This is a genomic window from Campylobacter concisus, assembly GCF_002165775.1.
GTDB lineage: Bacteria > Campylobacterota > Campylobacteria > Campylobacterales > Campylobacteraceae > Campylobacter_A > Campylobacter_A concisus_E.
Map to the genome: position 1 here is coordinate 395,380 of NZ_NDYP01000002.1, position 21,735 is coordinate 417,114.

Below are 21,735 nucleotides of genomic sequence, written 5' to 3' on the forward strand. Positions count from 1 at the left end.
TCATGAAAAAGACAGCTTTTGTAACCGGTGCAACATCTGGATTTGGTGAGGCGATCGCCAGAAGACTCTCAAAAGAGGGCTACAAGATAGTCGCTCTTGCAAGGCGAGAAGATAGGCTAAAGAAGCTTGCAAGCGAGCTTGGCGATACGCATATCATCGTAGCTGATATACGCGACAAAGAAGCTGTTTTTAAGGCGGTTGAGAGCCTGCCTGATAAATTTAAGGATATCGAAGTGCTTGTAAACAATGCTGGCATGGCACTTGGACTTGAAAAGACGATAGATGCGAAGGTAGAGGACTTTGAGGCGATGATAGACACCAACGTCAAGGGTCTTATCTACTCGACAAAAGCGGTTTTGCCACTACTTTATAAACAAGAAAAGGGCTATATATTTAACCTAGGCTCGACAGCTGGCTCATGGCCATATCCTGGAAGCAACGTTTATGGTGCCACAAAGGCCTTTGTGAAGCAGTTTAGTTTAAATTTAAGAAACGATCTAGTTGGCACAAATATCAGGGTGACAAACATTGAGCCAGGGCTTTGCAAGACTGAATTTAGCGAGGTTAGGTTTAGGGGAGATAAGGCAAAGGCGGATAGTCTTTATGAAAATACAAATTTTATCACATCTGAGGATATCGCGACGATTTTGGTAAATTGTCTAAATATGCCCGGAAGTGTCAATATAAACAGGGTCGAAGTCATGGCAAATACGCAGACTTGGGCTGGGCTTGCGATAGAAAAATTTTAAGGAGTTCTTGTGAGACAAATTTTATTATTACTTTTTTTTAGCGTTGCGCTTTTTGGTGTCGATCCAGAAGTGGCAAAGAGAAACGCTGAAATTTATGGCGTATTTACGCTTATACCACCTGTTGTGGCAATAGCACTTGCTTTTATCACAAAAGACGTTATATTGTCGCTATTTATCGGTGTTTTTAGCGGAACGTTTCTCATAAACATCATTAATGAAAACATCTTTATGGGTATCGTAAAAGGCTTTACAGGTATCGTCTCAAGGGTCGTTGAATCAATGGCTGATAAGACTGATTCGGGTATTTTGCTTCAAGTGCTTTGTATCGGTGGTGTGGTCGCACTCATCACAAAGATGGGCGGTACAAAGGCTGTTGCTCTTTGGCTTAGCAAAAAGGCAAAAACAGGTATCTCAGCTCAAATTTCAACATGGCTCATGGGAATTTTTGTATTTTTTGATGACTACGCAAATGCCTTAATAGTAGGCCCTATTATGAGACCAATAAGCGATAAATTTAAAATAAGCCGCGAAAAACTAGCCTTCATCATAGATGCTACTGCGGCACCGATCGCTGGTATTGCTATCATCTCGACATGGGTTGGCCTTGAGGTTTCACTCATTGAAAAGGGCTATGAGCTAGTTGGAGAGACTGGAATTAACGCTTATTCTATATTTATTGAGACAATTCCATATAGATTTTACAACCTTTTTATACTATTTTTTATAGTTTGTACTGCTTTGATGGAGCGTGAATACGGCCCAATGCTATTAGCTGAAAGACGTGCCAGAAAGGGCGAACTTCACTCTGGCAAAACTCAGATCCAAGACTTAGAAGATAAAACACTTGAGCCAAAAGAAGGCGTAAAACTAAGCGCCTCAAACGCTGTCGTGCCACTTCTTGTGCTAGTTATAGGCGCATTTACTAGCTTTTACTTTAGTGGTCTTGCTGCACTTGAGGGCGATGCTCTTAAAAATGCACTTGCCAATCCGCTTGCATTTTCAACATTTAAAGATACTTTTGGCGCGGCAGACTCAGCTACATCACTATTTCAAGCAGCGTTACTTGCTAGTATTGTAGCTATCACAATGGGTGTTTGGCGTAAAATTTTTGACGTAAAAGAGGCTATCAGCACATGGGTAAAAGGCTGGAAAACTATGATAATTACAGTTGTGATCTTACTTCTTGCGTGGAGTCTTAGCGCTGTTATAAAAGAGCTTGGTACATCAAGATATCTGGTTGATCTACTAAGCTCATCAACACCTAAATTTATCCTACCAGTGGCTGTTTTTATCCTTGGTTCATTTATAAGCTTCTCAACAGGAACAAGCTACGGCACGATGGGTATTTTGATGCCTTTAGCTATTCCACTAGCTTACGCTGTTGGTAAAAATTACGGCTTAGACGGAGATGCTATGCATGCATATATGATTGTAAATATATCAGGCGTACTTACAGGTGCGATCTTTGGTGATCACTGCTCTCCGATCTCGGATACTACGATACTTTCATCAATGGGTGCAGGATGTAACCACATCGACCACGTCTCTACACAAATGGTCTATGCTTTAAGCGTTTGTGCGGTGAGTGTGTTAGTCGGCTATCTACCTGTTGCATTTGGCGTTAGCGTTTGGATAGCACTTCCATGCGGATTTTTAGCGATTTGGGCATTAGTTAGATTTGTCGGTAAAAAGGTGGAAGCGTAAATTTGGACTGCAATTATTTAAAAGAGTGCGGCTCTTGCACTCTTTTTACTCCTTATGATGAGCAAATTTTATTTAAAACTGATCTTGTAAAACAAAATTTTTCAGAGTTTTATGATGGCAAATTTGATGTGTTTAGCTCCAGTCCAAAACACTACCGTACAAGGGCTGAGTTTGGTATCTGGCATGAAGGCAGCGAGCTTAGTTATACCATGCATGCAAGCGAAAAAGGTAAAAGAATTTTTATAGATGAGTGCTCTAAGGTTTGCGAGCAAATTTCTACTCTTATGCCAAGTTTACTTAAAAGTTTGCAAGAGAGTGAGATGCTGCGTACAAAGCTTTTTGGAGTGGAATTTATCTCTTGTAAAAGCGGCATTTTGGTTACGCTGCTTTATCACAAAAAGCTTGATGGTGATTTTGAATCGGCTATGAAAATTCTAGCTAGCAAGCTTGACGTCACCATACTTGCTAGATCTCGCGGGCAAAAGCTGCTAAGTGGCGAGCTAAATCTGATCGATGAGCTAGATGTTGGAGGTCAAATTTATAAATTTAGCCTCTCTGAGAATGCCTTTATCCAGCCAAATAGAGCCGTAAATGAAAAGATGATTGCTTGGGCAAAAGAGTGTATGCAAGGCGGTGCTGACCTCCTTGAGCTCTACTGCGGACATGGAAATTTTACTATTCCGCTTTCGTTTAAATTTAATAATGTACTTGCCACTGAAATTTCAAAGAGCTCGATCGCAAATGCCCTTAAAAACTGCGAGCTAAATAAGGCTAAAAACATCAAATTTTTGCGTATGGACGCTGATGAGCTTATGAGCGCATTTGCTGGCGTTAGGGAATTTAATAGACTAAAGGATATAAATTTAAGCGATTTTAACTTCTCTCACGTCCTTGTTGATCCGCCCCGTGCAGGACTAAGCGAAAGTGTCGTAAATTTTATCAAAAATTTCAAAAATATCATCTATATCTCGTGCAATCCAGAGACTCTAAAAGAAAATTTAAAAGAGCTTTGTAAAAGCCATAAAGTGATAAAATTTGCCATTTTTGATCAGTTTGCAAATACTCATCATATCGAGTGTGGCGTGCTACTAAGGGCAAAAGAATAATTTAAAAAAGGAAAAATAAAAAATGGTTTCACTAAATAAAATCATCCAAGCAAAGATTACGATCGGTCATTTCGTAAATAAAACTCCATTTGCTCTGAGTGCGAAACTTAGTAAAAATTTGGGAGCAAGCATCTATCTAAAAGAAGAAAATTTACAACGAACCGGCGCATATAAGATAAGAGGCGCATACAATAAAATAGCTAGCCTAAGCGATGAGGAGAGAAAGCGTGGCGTCGTGGCTGCAAGTGCTGGCAATCACGCTCAAGGCGTTGCGATAAGTGCGAAAGAATTTGGCGTACACGCTTGTATCATCATGCCAGAATCAACCCCGCTTCTAAAGGTTGCTGGTACGAAAGACCTTGGTGCAGAGGTTATTTTAAAGGGCGATAATTTCGATGAGGCGTACGCTTTTGCGGTTAATTACGCCAAAGATAAGGGCATGACCTTTGTTCATCCATTTAACGATGAGTATGTCATGGCGGGACAAGGCACTGTTGGACTTGAGATGCTTGATGAGATAAGCGACCTTGATATAGTCATTGTCCCAGTTGGCGGCGGTGGGCTAGCTAGTGGTGTGGCTAGTTGTATAAAGCAGGTCAATCCAAAGACAAAAGTAATCTGCGTTGGTGCAAAAGGCGCTCCAGCAATGTTTAATAGCTATGGTGCTAAAAAGAGCATAAACTCAAAGTCGGTTCGCACCATAGCTGATGGCATCGCTGTGCGTGATGCGAGCGAGATCACACTGGCAAATATTGTAGAGTGCGTAGATGAGTTTGTACAAGTCGATGACGAGGAGATCGCAACTGCGATTTTGTTTTTGCTAGAGACTCAAAAGATCGTAGTTGAGGGAGCTGGCGCAGCTGGCGTGGCAGCACTTATGCATGATAAAATCAAATTTAAAAAAGGCGCAAAGATAGGCGTGGTACTAAGTGGTGGAAATATCGACGTACAGGTACTTTCTATTATCATCGAAAAGGGTCTTATCAAGTCTCACCGCAAGATGACTTTGCAAATAACGCTTGTGGATAAGCCAGGAGCGCTCATGAGTCTAACAGATAGTCTCAAATCAGCAAATGCAAACATCGTGAAAATCGACTACGACCGCTTCTCAACAAGGCTTGACTATGGCGATGCAAGCATTACGATCACGCTTGAGACAAAGGGTCTTGAGCATCAAGAAAAGATCAAAGAAGTGCTTACTAAAAACGGTTTTTCTTTCACTCAACTATTTTAATTTAATGGCTCGCTACTATTTAAAGTAGCGAGCACGATTTACCTATTAAAACAAAATTTCAAATTTTGCATTTATGCTGTTTGACTTCACGTCTTTAGCAAAAGCACCTGTGTAAGATAAACCTAAATTTATATTTTTATAAACATTAGCTTTTACACCAAGGCTAGCTGTGCCAAGATTGCGCACCTCTTTTCCTTCAAGCTCCAAGTATCCAGCATTTGCGATATTTACGCCGATATTTGGTCTTGTATCGCCAACTAGTCTATTGTAGGCTAGATCAGCTTCGAATTTCATCTTTGTGCTACCAAGACTAAATGGTACGCTAGGGTTTAGACCTATGCTAAATACACCTAAATTTCTAGCTTTTTCATCAACATCCATTCTGAAAATCCCTACATTTTGGCTGGTAATATCAGTTTTCATACGTAGATAGCTTGCGCCCACATAAGGATTTAGTGAGAAAGTTGAACTTTTAAAGCTAGTTAGTGCCAAATTTGCGTAAGTAGTAAGTGCTTTTTCTTTGCTCTTTACGTGTTCATTTGAGTAAAAGCTTGCGATTGTAGCACCATTTTGTGTTTTTCGTTTTGCATTTGTGTATATGAGACCAAGGTCTAGTTTTGTACTGGCGATCTGGCTTTTTCCGTAGATGCCAATGCTTGTGCCTTTTGTTTTATAGGCATCATCGCCATCTTCTTTTACTTTTTCGTTGCTAGCACCAAGCACACCACCAAGTGTGAAAGCATCATTTACGCTACCGTCAAATCCAAAAAGCTGGGTGAATGAGTTTGCTTTTACATCATCAGATTTCATAGCGTTAGCCATGGTATTTGACCAAAATTTCATGCCATTTACATCACTTGCTTTTGCTCCAAATGGATCAAATTCGTGGTTGATGATGGCATTTTTTAGTAGGATGCTTTCTAGTAAAAACGCATTATGTTGAGCTAAATTTGCATTATTTGCAAATGTTTTTAGCGTATCACTTGCTTGTTTTGGTGTAGCGTAGATGAAGTGTCTATACAGGTCGCTCGTTATGACTGCTGGTCTACTTCTAAACGGAGAAGCGAGGAGTGCTGGCCTGCTAGCAGTGCTCTCTATGAGCTGTGCTACTCTCTTTTGGTTATCGTTAGCTGCGATACTTGTCATCGTGTTTTCTGATTTTTTGAGTGTGAGCTCTAGCTTGCTGTCACTATAATTTCTAGTAAGGTCAAAAAATGCGTATTTTTTTGAGATGGTGTCGTTGTAGCCACTAAAATTTCCAGTTACGGCGTAAGTTTTTTCCTTTGAGCTATCATCATAGAGTCTTTTCATGATATCTACATCTGGCTCGCTTATATCTATAATAGAGTTCTTCTCAAAATTTAGATTTAAATTTGCTGCATTATTTGAGATGATATAACTACCACCTGTTTTTATAGTAGCTTTTACTGTGTCACTTGTACTTTTTCTAGTTACATCTTTAAAAGATAGCTTTTGAGAAAATTTATTTTTATCAATCTCTCTAACGCTCATCTCTTTAACAATCTCAAGTGCACCACCATTTTCAACTACTACTTCGCTTGATTTTAGTGATTGATTTAGTGCTGTGATTTTGCCACTTTTTATTATAGTCTTGCCAGTGTATGAGTTGTTACCTGCTAGTTTTAGAGTGCCTAGACCTCTTTTGATAAGAGTCCCTTCATAGCCTTCGTTAGCTCTTTGTTCTCTCGCTTTTTCTCTAGCATTGCCTATATCAAGTTCAGCCCTTTGCTCGGCTGTTAAATTTGACATTTGTTTAAGTTCGGCCTTGCGATTAGCCCAAATTTGTGCCTCTGCTTCATCTTCAGTCTTTCTATATTTTATAGCTACATCGCTGATATTATTTGAGTAAAGATCATCTACGTCTAGACTTACATCAAATACGCCTAGTAGCTGTCCTGGTCCAAACATAGCCTTTGACATATCAAGTACTCCCCAGCCCCAGCGCTCATCAGGTACGCCAAGTGGTGCAGTAAAACCAGAAATTCTTCTTGTATCAGCTGGCTTTTTAAACTCATCTCTAACTTGTCTTGCGGTAGTTAGTAGAACATCTCTTGCTTGAGTATTACTCATATATGAATATCTTTGCATGACAAGACCAAGTGCGCCAGTGACGTGTGGAGCTGCCATTGATGTACCATCCCAGCTGTCATATCCTGCCTCTCCATTTTTAGGATCAACTGTGCTTGATTTTATACTTTTACCAGGTGCTGCGATACTCCACCATTTTGAGTGACCTGCTGTGTTAAAGTATTGTGCATCGCCATCTGTCACTCCAGTGACGTTTATCCAGTATTTTTCAGCATCTGGACGAAAATATGGAAGCATTGCTCTTGTGTATGACTCTTTCATGCCATTTCTATTTCCGGCAGTGAAGACTTGAATAATGCCGTATTTTTTGGCGACTTCATAAGCAGCATCTAAGAAATTTTTACCATTTGTGACAAATGGATAGTAGCTTTTATAGGCTGCGTCAAGATCTTTTATATCTAAGCTATTGCCACCATCAAATCCAATTGCTCCCTCATAAGCTTTATAAAATTTTCGGTTTGAACCCCAACTATTATTTATAGCTCTTGCACCAGCTTTAGCTAGTCCCTCATAAGATGCTAAAAAGAAGTTGTAGTCTTGGTTTGGTCCATATGTCATACCATCGGTTCCGCCAGTATTTCCTACTATAAGTTTTGAGTCAAATGCTACACCATGCATCCCTTTACCATCTCTTGAGCCAGCAATTGTGCCAGCTACGTGCGTGCCGTGCGAGTCGTTTACACCAGCGATCCAGTTGCCATCAGCTTCAAATTTATCACCTTTTTTAAAGTCGCCAAAGTCAGCTCTATTTTTATCAGTGCTTCCCTTTTTTAAAAAAGGAGAGTTGCCGTGCTCAGTATCTGGATATTTTTGTCCGTCTTTGTAGTAGCTACCAGAAATTTTTAGTGCGCTTATCCTACCGTCACTAAGTTCAGGGTGGCTAAGTAATGCGCCAGAGTCCATAACGCCAAGCGTCACACCTTTGCCTGTCACTCCAAGAGCATACGCAATAGCTGCATTGATACGCTTTAGTCCCCAGTATGCTTCATATTCAGCGCTCTGCCAGCTACTTATGTCGCCAAATTTACCACTTTCTTGATCGTTGGCTTTTAGCGAATTTGTAAACAAAAGAGCACAACAAGCTGCACTTATAAAAATACATTTTTTATTTAAAATGGATCTTTTCACATCTCATCCTTTTGCATAAAATTTAAATGGATTGTAATATCCTTAAAATAAATTATTAATTAAAATATTAAAATTTATGATAAAAATTTACTTTAATAATCCCTTTTTTACGCTATTTTTACTATAAGATATGAAAAAATAATTAAAATGGTATCACATAAATATTATTAATTACGATTTTATTTTAAAACAATTATTTAAATATAATTTTTAATAAAAGTAGAATTTCATCTCTGCTTTACAAATTTAAGCTAAAATAGCAAGCTTTAAAGGAGAAAAAATGAGCGAATATGCAAATTTGATATTAGCTATCTTATTAGCTGTTTTGGCATTTGCATTTTATAGGTCAAATAAGGCGTTAAAAAAGGCAAAAGATGATAGTGAAAATCTCTCAGTTAGCACCGAAATTTCGCAGCTAAAAAGCATCGGCGAGCTATCTGTTTTTCAAGTTTATAGCAAAGAGATCGTCACAAAAACTGATCATGCGTTTGGAAATTTTGGCAAAGAGTATCTAAGATGGCTTATAAGCGAGAAGAAGCTTTCGATGATATTTGAGTTTGAGATAAATTTCATCTACGATCTAACCAGTCCAAAGCTCGAGATCACACAGATCGCAAACTCTAGCTACAAGATCAAGATGCCTCCTTGCAAGTATAAATTCTCAATCGCCGATATAAAATTTTACGATGAGAAAAACGGCAAATTTATACCATTTTTGCTGCCTGACTCGCTAAATGGCTTTTTTGGTAGCACTTTTACAGAAGAAGATAAAAATAGGCTAATAGAAGAGGCAAGAAATGAAGTCAAAAAGATGAGCGTTCGCCTTATCTCGCAGCTTCAAAGCAAAATTCATAAATCAGCTCGCGATACGCTTGAAGCGATAGCTAAGAGCTTTGGCGCAAATAAAGTTGAGTTTTTCTTTGACGATAATGATGAGCAGATAAGCTCGCAACTAAATTTAGAAAATATTGCATAAAACTTTAAAAAGGAGAAAAAATGAGCGTAAATTCACAGGAAGTCACGCAGACACCAGGCAACAACACAGTCTTTCAAACATGGGTTTTAACAGCTGATAAAAAGGCTTGTAAAGAGGGTTTTGCCGAGCTTTGCGCCCTGGTTGTAAATTTAAATAAAACTGCCAAGATTAGGTTTGGTGCAAACGAAAATGTAAACTGCGTCCTTGGCGTGGGCCATGATGCTTGGAAAAAGCTTGAAATTTCAAAAAATCTGCCAAAAGAGCTTGTAAATTTTAAAGCGATAAAAGGCGATAAACACGAGGCTGTTAGCACAAAGGGCGATATTCATATCCATATCCGCGCTTTAAATGCACCTGATTGCTTCGATATGGCTCAAGCGATAAAGGCTGTGCTTTTTAAATTTGCAGAGCTTACAGATGAGACGCAAGGCTTTAAGTATCATGACGGTAGGGCGATAATAGGCTTTGTTGATGGCACTGAAAATCCTGAGGGCGAGGAGAGAGATTTCTTTGCTAAAGTTGGCGATGAGGACGCTAAATTTAAAGGCGGCAGCTATGTTTTTGTACAAAAATATTTCCACAACATGAAAGATTGGAACGCTACAAGCGTAAGTGAGCAAGAAAAGGTAATAGGCCGCTCAAAAGAGCTTGACATCGAGATGAGCGAGGATGTAAAACCTACAAATTCACATTCAGCCGCTGCAAACGTAGGAGACGATAAAAAAGTCGTGCGTGGCAATATGCCATTTACTGAAGGTAGCAAAACAGGCACTTACTTCATCGCTTATGCGAGCACATTTTCAACGGTTGAGCTTATGCTTAAAAAGATGTTCATCGGCGAGCCAAAGGGTAACTCAGATAGGCTGCTTGACTTTAGTACGCCTGTAACTGGTGCCCTATACTTTGTTCCAACAGTTGATATGCTAAGTGATTATGAGGGATAAATTTAAATGGGTGAGGCAACTTGCTCTTTTAAATTTTAAATAAAAATGCCAGAGTGGTTTATCTACGCAGCTCTTTCAGCCGTTTTTGCTGCACTTACAGCGATCTTTGCAAAGCTTGGCGTAAAGGACATTGACAGCGATTTTGCAACATTTATAAGAACGATCGTTGTCATTTTGATGCTTGTTTTGCTTTTAAGCGTGGCTAAAAAATGGCAACCACTAAGCTCACTAAGCCCCAAAAACTGGCTCTTTCTCATACTAAGTGGCATGGCAACTGGACTATCTTGGCTCATGTATTTTAAAGCGATGCAAGTTGGCAAGGTCTATCAAGTAGCCTTGGTTGATAAATTTAGCGTTGTGCTAGCCATTATTTTGGCTGTCATCTTTCTTGGCGAGAGGTTAAATTTAAAAGAAATTTTAGCCGTCTGCCTTATCGTGTCTGGTGTATTTTTACTCATTTTTAAATAAAATTTTCTGCATTATTCTTAAAATATATTTTTAATTTTAATTTGTAATTAATTAAAAAGCTCCTAAAATTTGAACAATTTCATTTTGAAGGGAGAAATATGAAAAAAATCATTTTTTCAGCCATCGTGGCTTGTGCGGCATTTGGTGCTAGTGTAAACTACACAGATGTTGTAAAAGATGTTTACGGTGATGCTAGCTCAACAAAAAGTATAGGTAGACTGCTACCAACCAATGCAGTTGAAATTTTACAAACGAGCGGTGACAGAGCACAGATCAAAGTAAAAGGCTATCAAAATCCAGCCGTTAGCAATGTAGTTTATTTTGCTGATGGCGCTAGGATCATCTCAGTGGCATTTGCGAAAACTGCACCTTTTGACATCAAAGTCATAAAAGAGGGCAAAAACGGCAAATGGAGTGAGGTAGAAACAACAGTTTTTGTTCAAAAAGATGGCTTTAGCGCTGACATAAACGCGATGTTTGCAAAAGCTGACAAGATGTATAAAGAGAGTTGTGGCGTTTGCCATGCGTTGCCTCAAACCACACATTTTAACGCAAACCAATGGTCGTCACTTCTAAAATCAATGATCGGCAGAACCGCAATAGAGAAAAAAGACGAGTGGTTGGTTGTTGAATACCTACAAAAACACTCATCTGACGTAAACCTAGGTAAATAAGCAAAACTTTTGTAGCGGCGAGTAAAAACAAATATTAAAGTTTAGCTTATTCGAAAGAAAACTTATAATGAAAGGGAGATAAGATGAACGAGAACAGACGAGAATTTCTAAAAAAAGGCGCAACAGCAATCGCAGCGACACCTTTGCTTTCAAGCGTAACAGCATCAAATTTATTTGCTGATGGCGTAAAAAAGAGTGTTTTAAGAGATGGTGAGGTCATCACAGCTGCTCACTGGGGTATGCTAAAAGTGACAACCAAAAACGGCGTTGCAGTAAAGTCAGAGCCTATCCAAAAAACAAGTGAAATTTACAACCCACTTCAGTACTACACACCAGATATGATCTACAAAAGTCGTATCAAACGCCCAGCAGTAAGAAAGAGCTACCTTGAAAATCCAGATAGTCCAAAGCCAGAGCTTCGCGGCAAGGATGAGTGGGTTGAGGTGCCTTACGAAGAGGCGATCAAGCTAGTTGCAAGAGAGCTGAAAAAGACTAGAGCGCAAAAAGGCTTACAAAGTGTATTTGCAGGCAGCTATGGCTGGAAATCAAGCGGTAACGTGCATAATTCAAGAATTTTACTTCATAGATTTATGAACCTTAGTGGTGGCTTTGTTGGCTCGCTAGGCGACTACTCAACAGGTGCTAGTCAGATCATCATGCCTCACGTTGTAGGTAGTATCGAGGTCTATGAGCAACAAACTAGCTGGCCAGTAGTGCTTGAAAACTCAAAAGTCGTAGTCATCTGGGGCGCAAACCCACTTGCGACACTTCGCATAGCTTGGACAGCGACTGATGAGCAAGGCTTTAAATACTTTGAAGAGCTAAAAAACAAAAAAGATATCAAAGTGATCGTGATCGATCCTATCAGATCTGAAACAGCGCAATACTTTGACAAAGCTCAGTGGATCGCTCCAGTGCCAAACACCGACACAGCGATGATGCTTGGCATGATGCACTACCTATATGAGAGCGGCAAGTATGATAAAAATTTCATTGAAACCTACACAACAGGCTTTGATAAATTTCTCCCATATCTACTTGGCAAGACAGACAACACACCTAAAAATTTAAAGTGGGCGAGCAAAATTTGTGGCATTGATAAAGATACTTTAAAAGAGCTAGCTGATACATTTGTCACAAACCGCACGATGATAATGAGTGGTTGGGGTATGCAGCGCGCTCACCACGGTGAGCAGCCGCACTGGGCGATGGTGACACTAGCAGCTATGATTGGTCAGATCGGACTTCCTGGCGGGGGATTTGGGCTTAGCTATCACTATTCAAATGGCGGTGCACCAACTTGCAAAGGCGCAGTCATCGGCGGCGTAAACAGCGCAAGTGTGGGTAAATTTAACGATAAAGGCGAGTTTATAGGCACAGATACAGGTGAGTTCGATAAACGAGGTCGCTTCGTCGCAAAGGCAGCTGCAGCAGCAGGTACAGGCCAAAGTTGGCTACAAAAGGCAACCAACTATGCCTTCCCGGTAGCTCGTATCGCTGATGCGTTGCTAAATCCTGGTAAAGTGATCGATCATGACGGCAAAAAGATCACCTATCCAAATATCGACTTTATCTACTGGGTCGGCGGTAACCCACTTGTTCACCACCAAGATACAAATACAAATTTAAAAGCGTGGAGAAAGCCAAGAACGGTTGTCGTACATGAATCATACTGGACACCGACAGCAAAAATGGCTGATATAGTATTTCCTGTCACCACAGAGTATGAGAGAAACGACATTACCATGACTGGCGACTATTCAAATATGAACATCGTGCCGATGAAACAAGTCGTTGAGAAATACCACGAGGCAAGAGACGACTACCAAATTTTCATCGATCTTTGCAAGGCTTATGCTAAAAATTTGGTCATTGCCTACACAGATAACGGCAAGGATGAGTTTGACTGGATCAAAGAGTACTATGACGCAGCCTACGCTCAGGTCAAGGCTGTGCCAGAGCTCACAACTGACATGAAGCCATTTGAAGAGTTTTGGAACGAGAACAAGCCAGTTACATTTGCCTCATCTCAAGATAGCGATAACTGGGTGAGATTTGGCGAATTTAGAGAAGATCCTGTGCTAAATGCTCTTGGAACTCCAAGCGGTCTTATAGAAATTTACTCAGAGACTATCGAGAAAATGGGCTATGACGACTGCAAGGCACACCCAATGTGGTTTGAGCCAATCGAGTGGCTAGGCATGAAAGATAAACCAGCTAAATTCCACATGATAAGCGCTCACCCAACTGACCGCTTGCACTCACAGTTAAGCCAAACTTCACTTCGTGATAACTACGCTATCGCAAATCGTGAGCCTATCTGGATCAACGAAAAAGACGCAAAAGAGCTTGGCGTAAAAACAGGCGACTTGGTGCGTGTATTTAACGCACGTGGCGAGGTTTTAGCAGGTGCTCACGTGACTAAAAACATCAAAGAGGGCGTTGTAAAACTAGCTGAGGGGGCTTGGTATGACGGCTTTGATAGTGGAATTTGCAAAAATGGCGGTGCAAACGTGCTAACCATAGATATCCCAACAAGCAAGCTAGCAAACGGCAACATCAGCCATACAGCTCTTGTAAATATCGAGAAATATAAAGGCGACGAGGCGTTAAAGCTTACAGCTTTTGCTGAGCCAAAAATTTCTAAATAATATTAAAAGCAGGGGAGTCTTCTCCTGCTTTTGAACTTAAAATTTAAAGCAAATCTTCTATTTACAAAAAGCTTAAATTTATATTTAAAGTCCATAGCTCTATAAATTTTTATTTTTATATTTGCAAAGCTTGACGTAAAGGATATCGCCACCGTGCTATCTTGACCTGTGTGCTTTAAAGCGATGCAAGTTGGCAAAGTTTATCAAGTGGCGCTGGTTGATAAATTTAGCGTTGTGCTTGCTATCATTTTGGCTGTCATTTTTCTTGGTGAGAGGCTAAATTACAAAGAAATTTTAGCCATTTGCCTTATTGTTTCAGGCGTTATTTTATTGATTTTCAAGTAAAAATTTATACTCTATATCTGGCTAAAAACCAAAAAACAAAACTATCTTATTTAATGGTATTTTTTGATCTAAAATTTATTCAAAAATTTTTAATTGTCAAGATGTCTTTATTAATTTTTAAAAAGCATTAAATATAGGGTAAATTTAATACTAGTTTTAATTCTTTTTCGATAAATTAAAGTGATTTTAACTTTTTAAAGGAGGAAAGATGAAGTCCATAACTTCAAAGATAGCGATGATTATCATCTCATTGCTAGTTATTTCGTTTGCTGCTATTTCAGCAGTCAGCTACTATACAGCGGAAAGTAAGGTAGTAGAGTTGGTCAGCCAGACCCAGGATCAGATTCTAAGTGATATCAAAGCAACCACGGATTCTTTTTTTGAAGATTATTTAGAAGTTGCCAAAAAGTCTGCTTCAGATATAGCACAAATACCAAATAATGATGACTCGTACATGGAAAAAACAAAAATGCAAAAAGAAAGCGTTAGTCATCTAGTTACTGATATTTTTTATGGTCGCGAGAGTGATGGACATTTTTTCCAGTCTGACGGCACTAGAACAACTCCAGCCGATAACTACGATCCTAGAACTAGAGGCTGGTATAAAGCAGCAAAGAGTGCAAATGGTGCTATATATACCGAACCTTACAAAGCTGCCTTGTCTAATGCTTTAGTAATTAGCTTTGCCGCTCCAGTAAATAAAAATGGAAATTTTGATGGTGTTTTGGGACTTGATTTAAAGATAGATACTTTAAGTAAGAAAATTCTCGAAATGGGTAAAACAAAATACGGCTATGTCTATTTAATGAATAAAGACGGCGTTATTCTTATGCACTCAAATCCTGAAAATGTCGGTAAAGCGATTCCTGCAAGCAAATATTTGGCCGATGAATTTGCAGCTAAGAGATTTGATGAAAATGGACTTATTCCTTACACAAACTATAAAGGCGAAAACGTAACCGCCAAAGTCCTTCCTATAAATGATCAAGGCTGGCTAGCCGTAGCCGCTATCGGAGCAGATACTTTTTCGTCTAATACCTTGCCTTTATTAAAAGCTCAAATAATCCTAGCCGTAGCTTTTATAGTCATACTTTCGGCTATCGTATTTACTCTTCTTAAAAAATCCCTTAGCCCTATTAGAACTATTCAAACTAAGCTTGAAGACGCGTTTAAATTTATCACTTATGAAACTCCTAACGCTCCGGAAAAGCTAGTAGTAACTACGCAAGACGAATTCGGCAGAATGAGCGAATCTATTAACGAAAATATAGAAAAAGTCCTTAACGGCGTTAAAAAAGACAGCGCCTTAATAGACGAGATGAACGGTATAGCAAATCTTATGATAAGAGGCCATATGGGAGCTAAGATTAACTCTACTCCGAATAACCCGGCTTTGGTTCAGTTAAAAGATCTGCTAAATAAATTCTTTACTTCTATTTCCGAAAATTTAAAAGGCATAGCCGTAGTTTTAGCTTCTTATAATAAAAACGACTATACTCCTAGATTAGAGCTAAAACCGGAGCTTGAAAGCGACCTAAAAGATATGATAGTAGGCCTTCAAAGCGCGGGCGACGCAGTAAGCAATATGCTAAGAGAAAATTTAAAAGAAGCTCAGGTTCTAGAAGAAAAAGCTAAAATCCTAGCAGAATCTATGAGAACCCTAACCGACGGAGCCCATAAGCAAGCAGATTCCATACAAGAAAGCGCAGCAGCTATAGAAGAGATGAGCAGTTCTATGAACGCTATTAGCCAAAAAGCTAGCGACGTAACAAGACAAAGCGAAGAGATTAAAAATATCATCGTTATTATTAGAGATATAGCCGACCAAACTAACCTACTTGCTCTAAACGCGGCTATAGAGGCGGCTAGAGCGGGCGAGCACGGCAGAGGCTTTGCCGTAGTTGCGGATGAGGTGAGAAAACTAGCCGAGCGAACTCAAAAATCACTTGGCGAGATCGAAGCTAACGCAAATGTTCTAGCTCAAAGCATCAATGAGATGAGTGAAAGCATCAGAGAGCAAAGCGAAGGTATAAATATGATAAATCAAAGTGTAAGCCAGATTGACAGTATTACAAAACAAAATATTGATATTGTTGGTACAACAAACGAAATTACTGATCAAATAGACGACATGGCTAAGACTATAGTAGCTGACGTTAGAAAGAACAAATTTTAATCTTAGACCGAATTTAGGGGTTTGCTTCCCCTAAATTCTAATTTTATCTCGCTGATCTTAACTACCTAAAATGAAAAAATAATTCAAAATTATTATTTAATGTATACATCACTATTTTGTAATTAATATTATTAAATACTATTTAATATAAAAAAATACAATCGCACCTTAAAAATTTTTGTAAAAGGAAAGTAAATGCGATCAATTGCAAACAAAATATCTTTAATGCTTATACTGGCATTATTCATATCATTCTCGCTAATATCTTTAGCTAGCTATAACACAGCTCATGATAAAGCCATTGAGTTAGTAATACAAACTCAAAAGCAAATTTTAAAAGATGTAAAAATCACATTAAATAGCTTTTTTGATAACAATCAGTATGCTATAGAGAAAATGGCTGAGACTCTTAGTAAAATAAGCGAGAAAAGTGATGGCTCGATGAATGCTGATGGCATAAATTTAGCTTTATCTCAAGCAAAAGCTATATCTGGAAAAGAGATCACTCTCGTTTACGCTGGATATGAGGATGGGGCTATGTTTAGATCAAATGGACAAAATAAAGCCGGATACGATCCAAGAGTTAGAGGATGGTATAAACAAGCTAAGGCCGAGAATAAACCAATATATACTGATCCATACATGGCAGCTTCATTAAATGCGATGGTTTTAACTTTTGCTGCACCTATTAAAAATATTGGAGTTACGGGTATAGATGCATCTATTGAGGAGTTGAGCAATAATATATCGCAAATCAGTAAGACTGAATACAGCTATGCTTTTGTTACAGATCAAAATGGCAACGTTATAATGCACCCAAATAAAGAATTAGTCGGCAAACCTCATGAGATCGCAAAGAGTCTAATAAAACAATATAATGAAAAGAAATTTGATGAAAATGGATTAATAGCATATAAAAATACAAAAGGCGAAGATGTCTATGCTTATATGTTAGAAATAAATGACAAAGGTTGGTTGGCAATAACAGCAATGGATCAAAATATCTTTAGCTCGCATACTTTGCCTATTTTAAAAGTTCAGATTATTTTAGCCTTTATATTTATAGTTGTCTTGTCTGCATTTGTATATTTCTTGCTAAAAAGATCGCTTAATCCTATTAAAACTATTACAGATGCTTTGGTTAGTTTCTTTAGATTTTTAAATTTTGAGATAAAAGAGCCAGTTGTTTCAAAGGTGGCAACAAAAGATGAATTTGGCGTAATGAGCAAACTAATAAATGATAATATTGCTAAAATTTTTGACAATGCCGATCAAGACTCTAGAGTGGTATCTCAATCTGTTGAGACTGCAAAGGCGATAGAAAATGGAAATTTAAAAGCAAGAATAGTAGATGTTCCAGCTAATCCGAAACTAATTGAATTAAAAGATGTCTTAAATAAAATGCTAGATGTTTTGGAGAAAAGAGTTGGTAGCGATTTAAATATGATCCAAAAAACTTTTAATGATTTTAGAAATTCTGATTTTACTTCAAGAATTTTGGATGCCAAAGGCAATGTCGAACTAGTAACAAACGAGCTTGGCGAAGAGATAGCTAATATGCTTGCGTTTAACTTAAAACAAGCACAATTCTTAGAAGAAAAAGCTAAAAATTTAGATGCATCAATGAAACAAGTAACTCAAGGTGCTAGCACACAAGCAAATTCTCTCCAGGAAAGTGCTGCTGCGATCGAGCAAATGAGTAGCTCAATGAGCGCAATTAGTCAAAAGACTGTAGATGTTATAAAACAATCTGAAGAGATTAAAAACATCATCGTTATTATTAGAGATATTGCAGATCAAACCAACCTACTTGCTCTAAATGCCGCTATCGAGGCAGCGCGTGCCGGCGAGCACGGCAGAGGATTTGCCGTAGTTGCCGACGAAGTGCGCAAACTAGCTGAAAGAACTCAAAAATCACTTGGTGAAATCGAAACTAATGCAAATATACTTACTCAAAGCATTAATGAGATGAGTGAGAGCATCAGAGAGCAAAGCGAAGGCATAAATATGATAAATCAAAGTGTAAGCCAGATAGATAGTATTACAAAGCAAAATGTTGATATCGTGAGCTCAACGAATGAAATCACCGCCCAAATCGATGAAATGGCTAAGACAATAGTAGCTGATGTTAAAAAGAATAAATTTTAACCTTGCGGCTTGATATTTAAAATTTCATTAATATTTCATCCTCAAAATTTGAGGATGAAAATAACTCCTTTTTATCTCTAATCTTAAAATTATTTTTTGTTTTATAAATATAATAAAATTTTTAAAAATTATCTAATATTTATAGCTTTATAGTGATATTACTAGTTAAATTTTTATAGATTATGTTTGCTGTAATGTAATGAAAATTATTAGAATTTATCCCTGCAATTATTGCTATTTCAGTAAGGAGATAAAATTTTTAATAATACTTTATGTTACTTTTTTACTCAAATATTTAAAAACAATTTTACTTTGTTTTATTTAGCTTTTTTGATAACTACTCTAAAATTTTTAAATTTTATTAAATAGTATTTTATTTTAAAATCGTGCTTTGTGAGAAAATTAATATTTTTATGTAGAAAAATATTTACATTTTTGGCTTAAGTTTTTTGAAATTTTTGTAAATGTAAATCAGTTGTAAATAAGTTTTACAAGGTTAATATCAATTAAATTTGTTTTAAATCTTTAAAGGAGAAAGAATGAATCGACGAGAATTCATAAAAAGTGCTGCAGCTAGTGCTGCTTGTGCTAGTGCTGGTATAGCCGTACCAAGCTCGCTAAGTGCAGCAAGCGAAGCTGAAAAAGGCTGGCGCTGGGATAAAGCCGCTTGTAGGTTTTGTGGGACAGGCTGTGGTATCATGGTCGCTACAAAAGAAGGCAAGATAGTAGCTGTAAAAGGAGATCCAGAAGCACCAGTAAATCGCGGTCTAAACTGCATCAAAGGCTATTTTAACGCCAAAATCATGTACGGCGAGGACAGGATCACTCATCCGCTTTTACGTGTAAATGAAAAAGGCGAATTTGATAAAAAAGGTAAATTTAAGCAAGTAAGCTGGAAGCAAGCATTTGATGTTATGGAGGCTCAGTTTAGAAAAGCATATGATGAGCTAGGACCTCATGGTATCGGAGTTCTAGGCTCTGGTCAATATACTATTCCAGAAGGTTACGCTGCTATTAAACTTATAAAAGGTGGCTTTAGAAGCAATAGCATCGATCCAAACGCAAGACACTGCATGGCAAGCGCGGTTGTTGGCTTTATGCAAGTTTTTGGTATAGACGAGCCATCAGGCTGTTTTGATGATATCGAGCTAACTGATACTATCGTAGCTTGGGGCGCAAATATGGCCGAGATGCACCCGATACTTTGGGCACGCGTAAGCGATAGAAAGCTTAGTGATCCTGATAGAGTAAAGGTTGTAAATTTAAGCACTTACTCAACTAGAACATCAAATTTAGCTGATATCGAGATCATCTTTGCTCCGTCATCTGACCTTGCTATCTGGAACTACATCGCTCGTGAAATAGTTTATAACCACCCAGAGATGATCGATGAAGAATTTGTTAAAAAGCACTGTGTATTTACAACTGGTCCAGCCGATATCGGATATGGTCTTCGTCCAGATATTAATCACAAAAAATATGCTCCAAGCGAGCTAGACACTGCTGCGACTGAGAAGTCAAAGGTACTAAGTGAAGCTGAGGGTGTTACACTTGCATATCTTGGACTAAAAGCTGGCGATACGCTAGAAAATAAAAATGCTGCAAAATCTGGCGCACATTGGCAAATAACATTTGAAGAGTTTAAAAAAGCTCTTGCACCTTACACGCTTGACTTTACAGCAAAGGTGGCAAAGGGCGATCCAAATGAAGATATAGAAGAATTTAAGAAAAAGCTAAAGGCACTTGCTGATCTTTACATCGAGAAAAACCGCAAAGTCGTAAGTTTTTGGACGATGGGCTTTAACCAACACCAACGTGGTACATGGGTAAATGAGCAAGCTTATATGGTGCATTTCTTACTTGGTAAGCAAGCACTTCCAGGCTCAGGAGCGTTTTCTCTAACTGGCCAACCAAGTGCGTGTGGTACTGCAAGAGAGGTTGGAACATTTGTTCACCGCTTACCAGCTGACATGGTTATCGAAAATCCAAAACATAGAGAGATAACTGAAAAAATTTGGAAACTTCCTGCTGGAACACTAAGTGGTGTACTCGCTTCTCACTACGTAAAAATGATGCGTGATCTTGAAGATGGTAAGGTTAAATTTATATGGGTTCAAGTAAACAACCCATGGCAAAATACTGCAAATGCAAACCACTGGATAAAAGCAGCTCGTGAGATGGATAACTTCATCGTTGTAAGCGATCCTTATCCAGGAATTTCTGCAAAAGTGGCTGACCTTATTCTTCCAACTGCGATGATCTATGAAAAATGGGGTGCATATGGTAATGCCGAGAGAAGAACACAACACTGGAGACAGCAAGTACTTCCGGTTGGCGAAGCGATGCCTGATATTTGGCAAATGATGGAGTTTAGTAAGCGCTTTAAGCTAAAAGATGTTTGGGGTGAGAAAAAAGTAAATGACAAAGTTACACTCCCAAATGTACTTGATGCTGCAAAAGCTATGGGGTATAGCGAAGAAGATACGCTATTTGATGTACTTTTTGCAAACGAAGAGGCTAAGAAATTTAGCGCAAACGATCCAATCATGGAAAACTACGACAATACAGAAGTATTTGGCGATAGCAGAAAAGTGATCGGCTCAGATGGCAAAGAATTTAAAGGATATGGATTTTTCGTCCATAAATATCTTTGGGAAGAGTATAGAAAATTTGGCGTTGGACACGGTCATGACCTAGCTGACTTTGACACTTACCACAGAGTAAGAGGTCTTAGATGGCCAGTTGTTGATGGTAAAGAGACTCAGTGGAGATTTAATACTAAATTTGACCCATACGCTAAAAAAGCTGCCCCAAATGAGAAATTTGCATTCTATGGCAACAAAAATGCAGCACTTCCAACAGGCGATCTAAAAGGCGTTACAAATAAAGATAAAACATCTCTTGCAAACAAAGCAAAAATTTTCTTCCGCCCTTATATGGATCCATGCGAGATGCCAAGTAAAGATTATCCATTCTGGCTATGTACTGGCCGTGTTCTAGAGCACTGGCACTCAGGCACTATGACCATGCGTGTTCCTGAGCTTTATAGGGCTGTTCCAGAGGCACTTTGCTATATGCATGAAGATGATGCTAAAAATCTTGGCGTAATGCAAAATGAGATCGTTTGGGTCGAATCACGCCGTGGCAAGGTAAAAGCAAGAGTTGATCTAAAAGGTAGAAATAAGCCGCCAGTAGGGCTTGTTTATGTGCCTTGGTTTGATGAAAACGTATTTATCAATAAAGTCACACTAGACGCTACTTGCCCAATCTCAAAAGAGACTGATTATAAAAAGTGTGCGGTTAAAATTTATAAAGCATAGGTG

14 protein-coding genes and 2 pseudogenes are annotated in these 21,735 nt (G+C 38.5%); 15 read left to right on the forward strand and 1 reads right to left on the reverse strand.

Going from position 1 to position 21,735, the window contains the following annotated elements:
• The first annotated feature begins 2 nt into the window (after positions 1–2).
• The 4 genes from B9N66_RS02985 to ilvA are packed head-to-tail and all read left to right on the forward strand — an operon-like array spanning position 3 to position 4,793.
• Positions 3–749, forward strand: a complete 747-nt coding sequence (locus B9N66_RS02985) for an SDR family NAD(P)-dependent oxidoreductase (RefSeq protein ID WP_021086957.1) — start codon at positions 3–5, stop codon at positions 747–749.
• 9 nt (positions 750–758) lie between these two features.
• Positions 759–2,453 (forward strand): Na+/H+ antiporter NhaC family protein, encoded by a 1,695-nt coding sequence (locus tag B9N66_RS02990; RefSeq protein ID WP_087579827.1) that lies wholly within the window; start codon positions 759–761, stop codon positions 2,451–2,453.
• Between the two features lie 2 nt (positions 2,454–2,455).
• Complete coding sequence (gene trmA / locus B9N66_RS02995; protein WP_087579828.1) at positions 2,456–3,559, forward strand: tRNA (uridine(54)-C5)-methyltransferase TrmA; 1,104 nt, start codon at positions 2,456–2,458, stop codon at positions 3,557–3,559.
• 22 nt (positions 3,560–3,581) lie between these two features.
• Complete coding sequence (gene ilvA, locus B9N66_RS03000) at positions 3,582–4,793, forward strand: threonine ammonia-lyase (protein ID WP_087579829.1); 1,212 nt, start codon at positions 3,582–3,584, stop codon at positions 4,791–4,793.
• Positions 4,794–4,838: 45 nt separating this feature from the next.
• Here the strand turns inward: ilvA and B9N66_RS03005 are convergent, their stop codons facing one another.
• Entirely contained in the window at positions 4,839–8,030 is a 3,192-nt protein-coding gene (locus B9N66_RS03005) for a S8 family serine peptidase (RefSeq protein WP_087579830.1), read from the reverse strand.
• Between the two features lie 280 nt (positions 8,031–8,310).
• On the opposite strand from B9N66_RS03005, the gene B9N66_RS03010 reads away from it, so the two are divergent.
• The 11 genes and pseudogenes from B9N66_RS03010 (at position 8,311) to napA (ending at position 21,732) form a co-directional block, all read left to right on the forward strand.
• A complete protein-coding gene (locus tag B9N66_RS03010; RefSeq protein WP_087579831.1) occupies positions 8,311–9,006 on the forward strand; it encodes a DUF4230 domain-containing protein in 696 nt (231 codons plus the stop codon).
• A 20-nt stretch (positions 9,007–9,026) separates the two neighbouring features.
• Positions 9,027–9,950, forward strand: a complete 924-nt coding sequence (locus B9N66_RS03015; RefSeq protein ID WP_087579832.1) for a Dyp-type peroxidase — start codon at positions 9,027–9,029, stop codon at positions 9,948–9,950.
• A 45-nt stretch (positions 9,951–9,995) separates the two neighbouring features.
• A complete protein-coding gene (locus B9N66_RS03020; protein ID WP_087579833.1) occupies positions 9,996–10,418 on the forward strand; it encodes an EamA family transporter in 423 nt (140 codons plus the stop codon).
• 98 nt (positions 10,419–10,516) lie between these two features.
• On the forward strand, positions 10,517–11,092 hold the full coding sequence (locus tag B9N66_RS03025; RefSeq protein ID WP_087579834.1) for a cytochrome C: 576 nt from the start codon (positions 10,517–10,519) through the stop codon (positions 11,090–11,092).
• Positions 11,093–11,175: 83 nt separating this feature from the next.
• Entirely contained in the window at positions 11,176–13,743 is a 2,568-nt protein-coding gene (locus tag B9N66_RS03030; protein ID WP_087579835.1) for a molybdopterin-dependent oxidoreductase, read from the forward strand.
• A gap of 183 nt (positions 13,744–13,926) precedes the next feature.
• Positions 13,927–14,088: an EamA family transporter gene (locus B9N66_RS03035; protein WP_087579879.1), complete on the forward strand. Its 162-nt coding sequence runs from the start codon at positions 13,927–13,929 to the stop codon at positions 14,086–14,088.
• A 235-nt stretch (positions 14,089–14,323) separates the two neighbouring features.
• Positions 14,324–15,028: pseudogene (locus tag B9N66_RS10060) on the forward strand (cache domain-containing protein); the annotation flags it as partial.
• A gap of 795 nt (positions 15,029–15,823) precedes the next feature.
• Positions 15,824–16,264 carry a methyl-accepting chemotaxis protein gene (locus B9N66_RS10065; protein WP_374057417.1) on the forward strand — a complete coding sequence of 147 codons (441 nt, stop codon included), beginning with the start codon at positions 15,824–15,826 and terminating at the stop codon, positions 16,262–16,264.
• A 225-nt stretch (positions 16,265–16,489) separates the two neighbouring features.
• Positions 16,490–17,230: pseudogene (locus tag B9N66_RS10070) on the forward strand (cache domain-containing protein); the annotation flags it as partial.
• A gap of 657 nt (positions 17,231–17,887) precedes the next feature.
• A complete protein-coding gene (locus tag B9N66_RS10075) occupies positions 17,888–18,412 on the forward strand; it encodes a methyl-accepting chemotaxis protein (RefSeq protein WP_159070040.1) in 525 nt (174 codons plus the stop codon).
• Between the two features lie 539 nt (positions 18,413–18,951).
• Positions 18,952–21,732, forward strand: coding sequence for a nitrate reductase catalytic subunit NapA (napA, locus tag B9N66_RS03050; protein ID WP_087579838.1), 2,781 nt, complete (start codon positions 18,952–18,954; stop codon positions 21,730–21,732).
• The last annotated feature ends 3 nt before the right edge of the window (positions 21,733–21,735 follow it).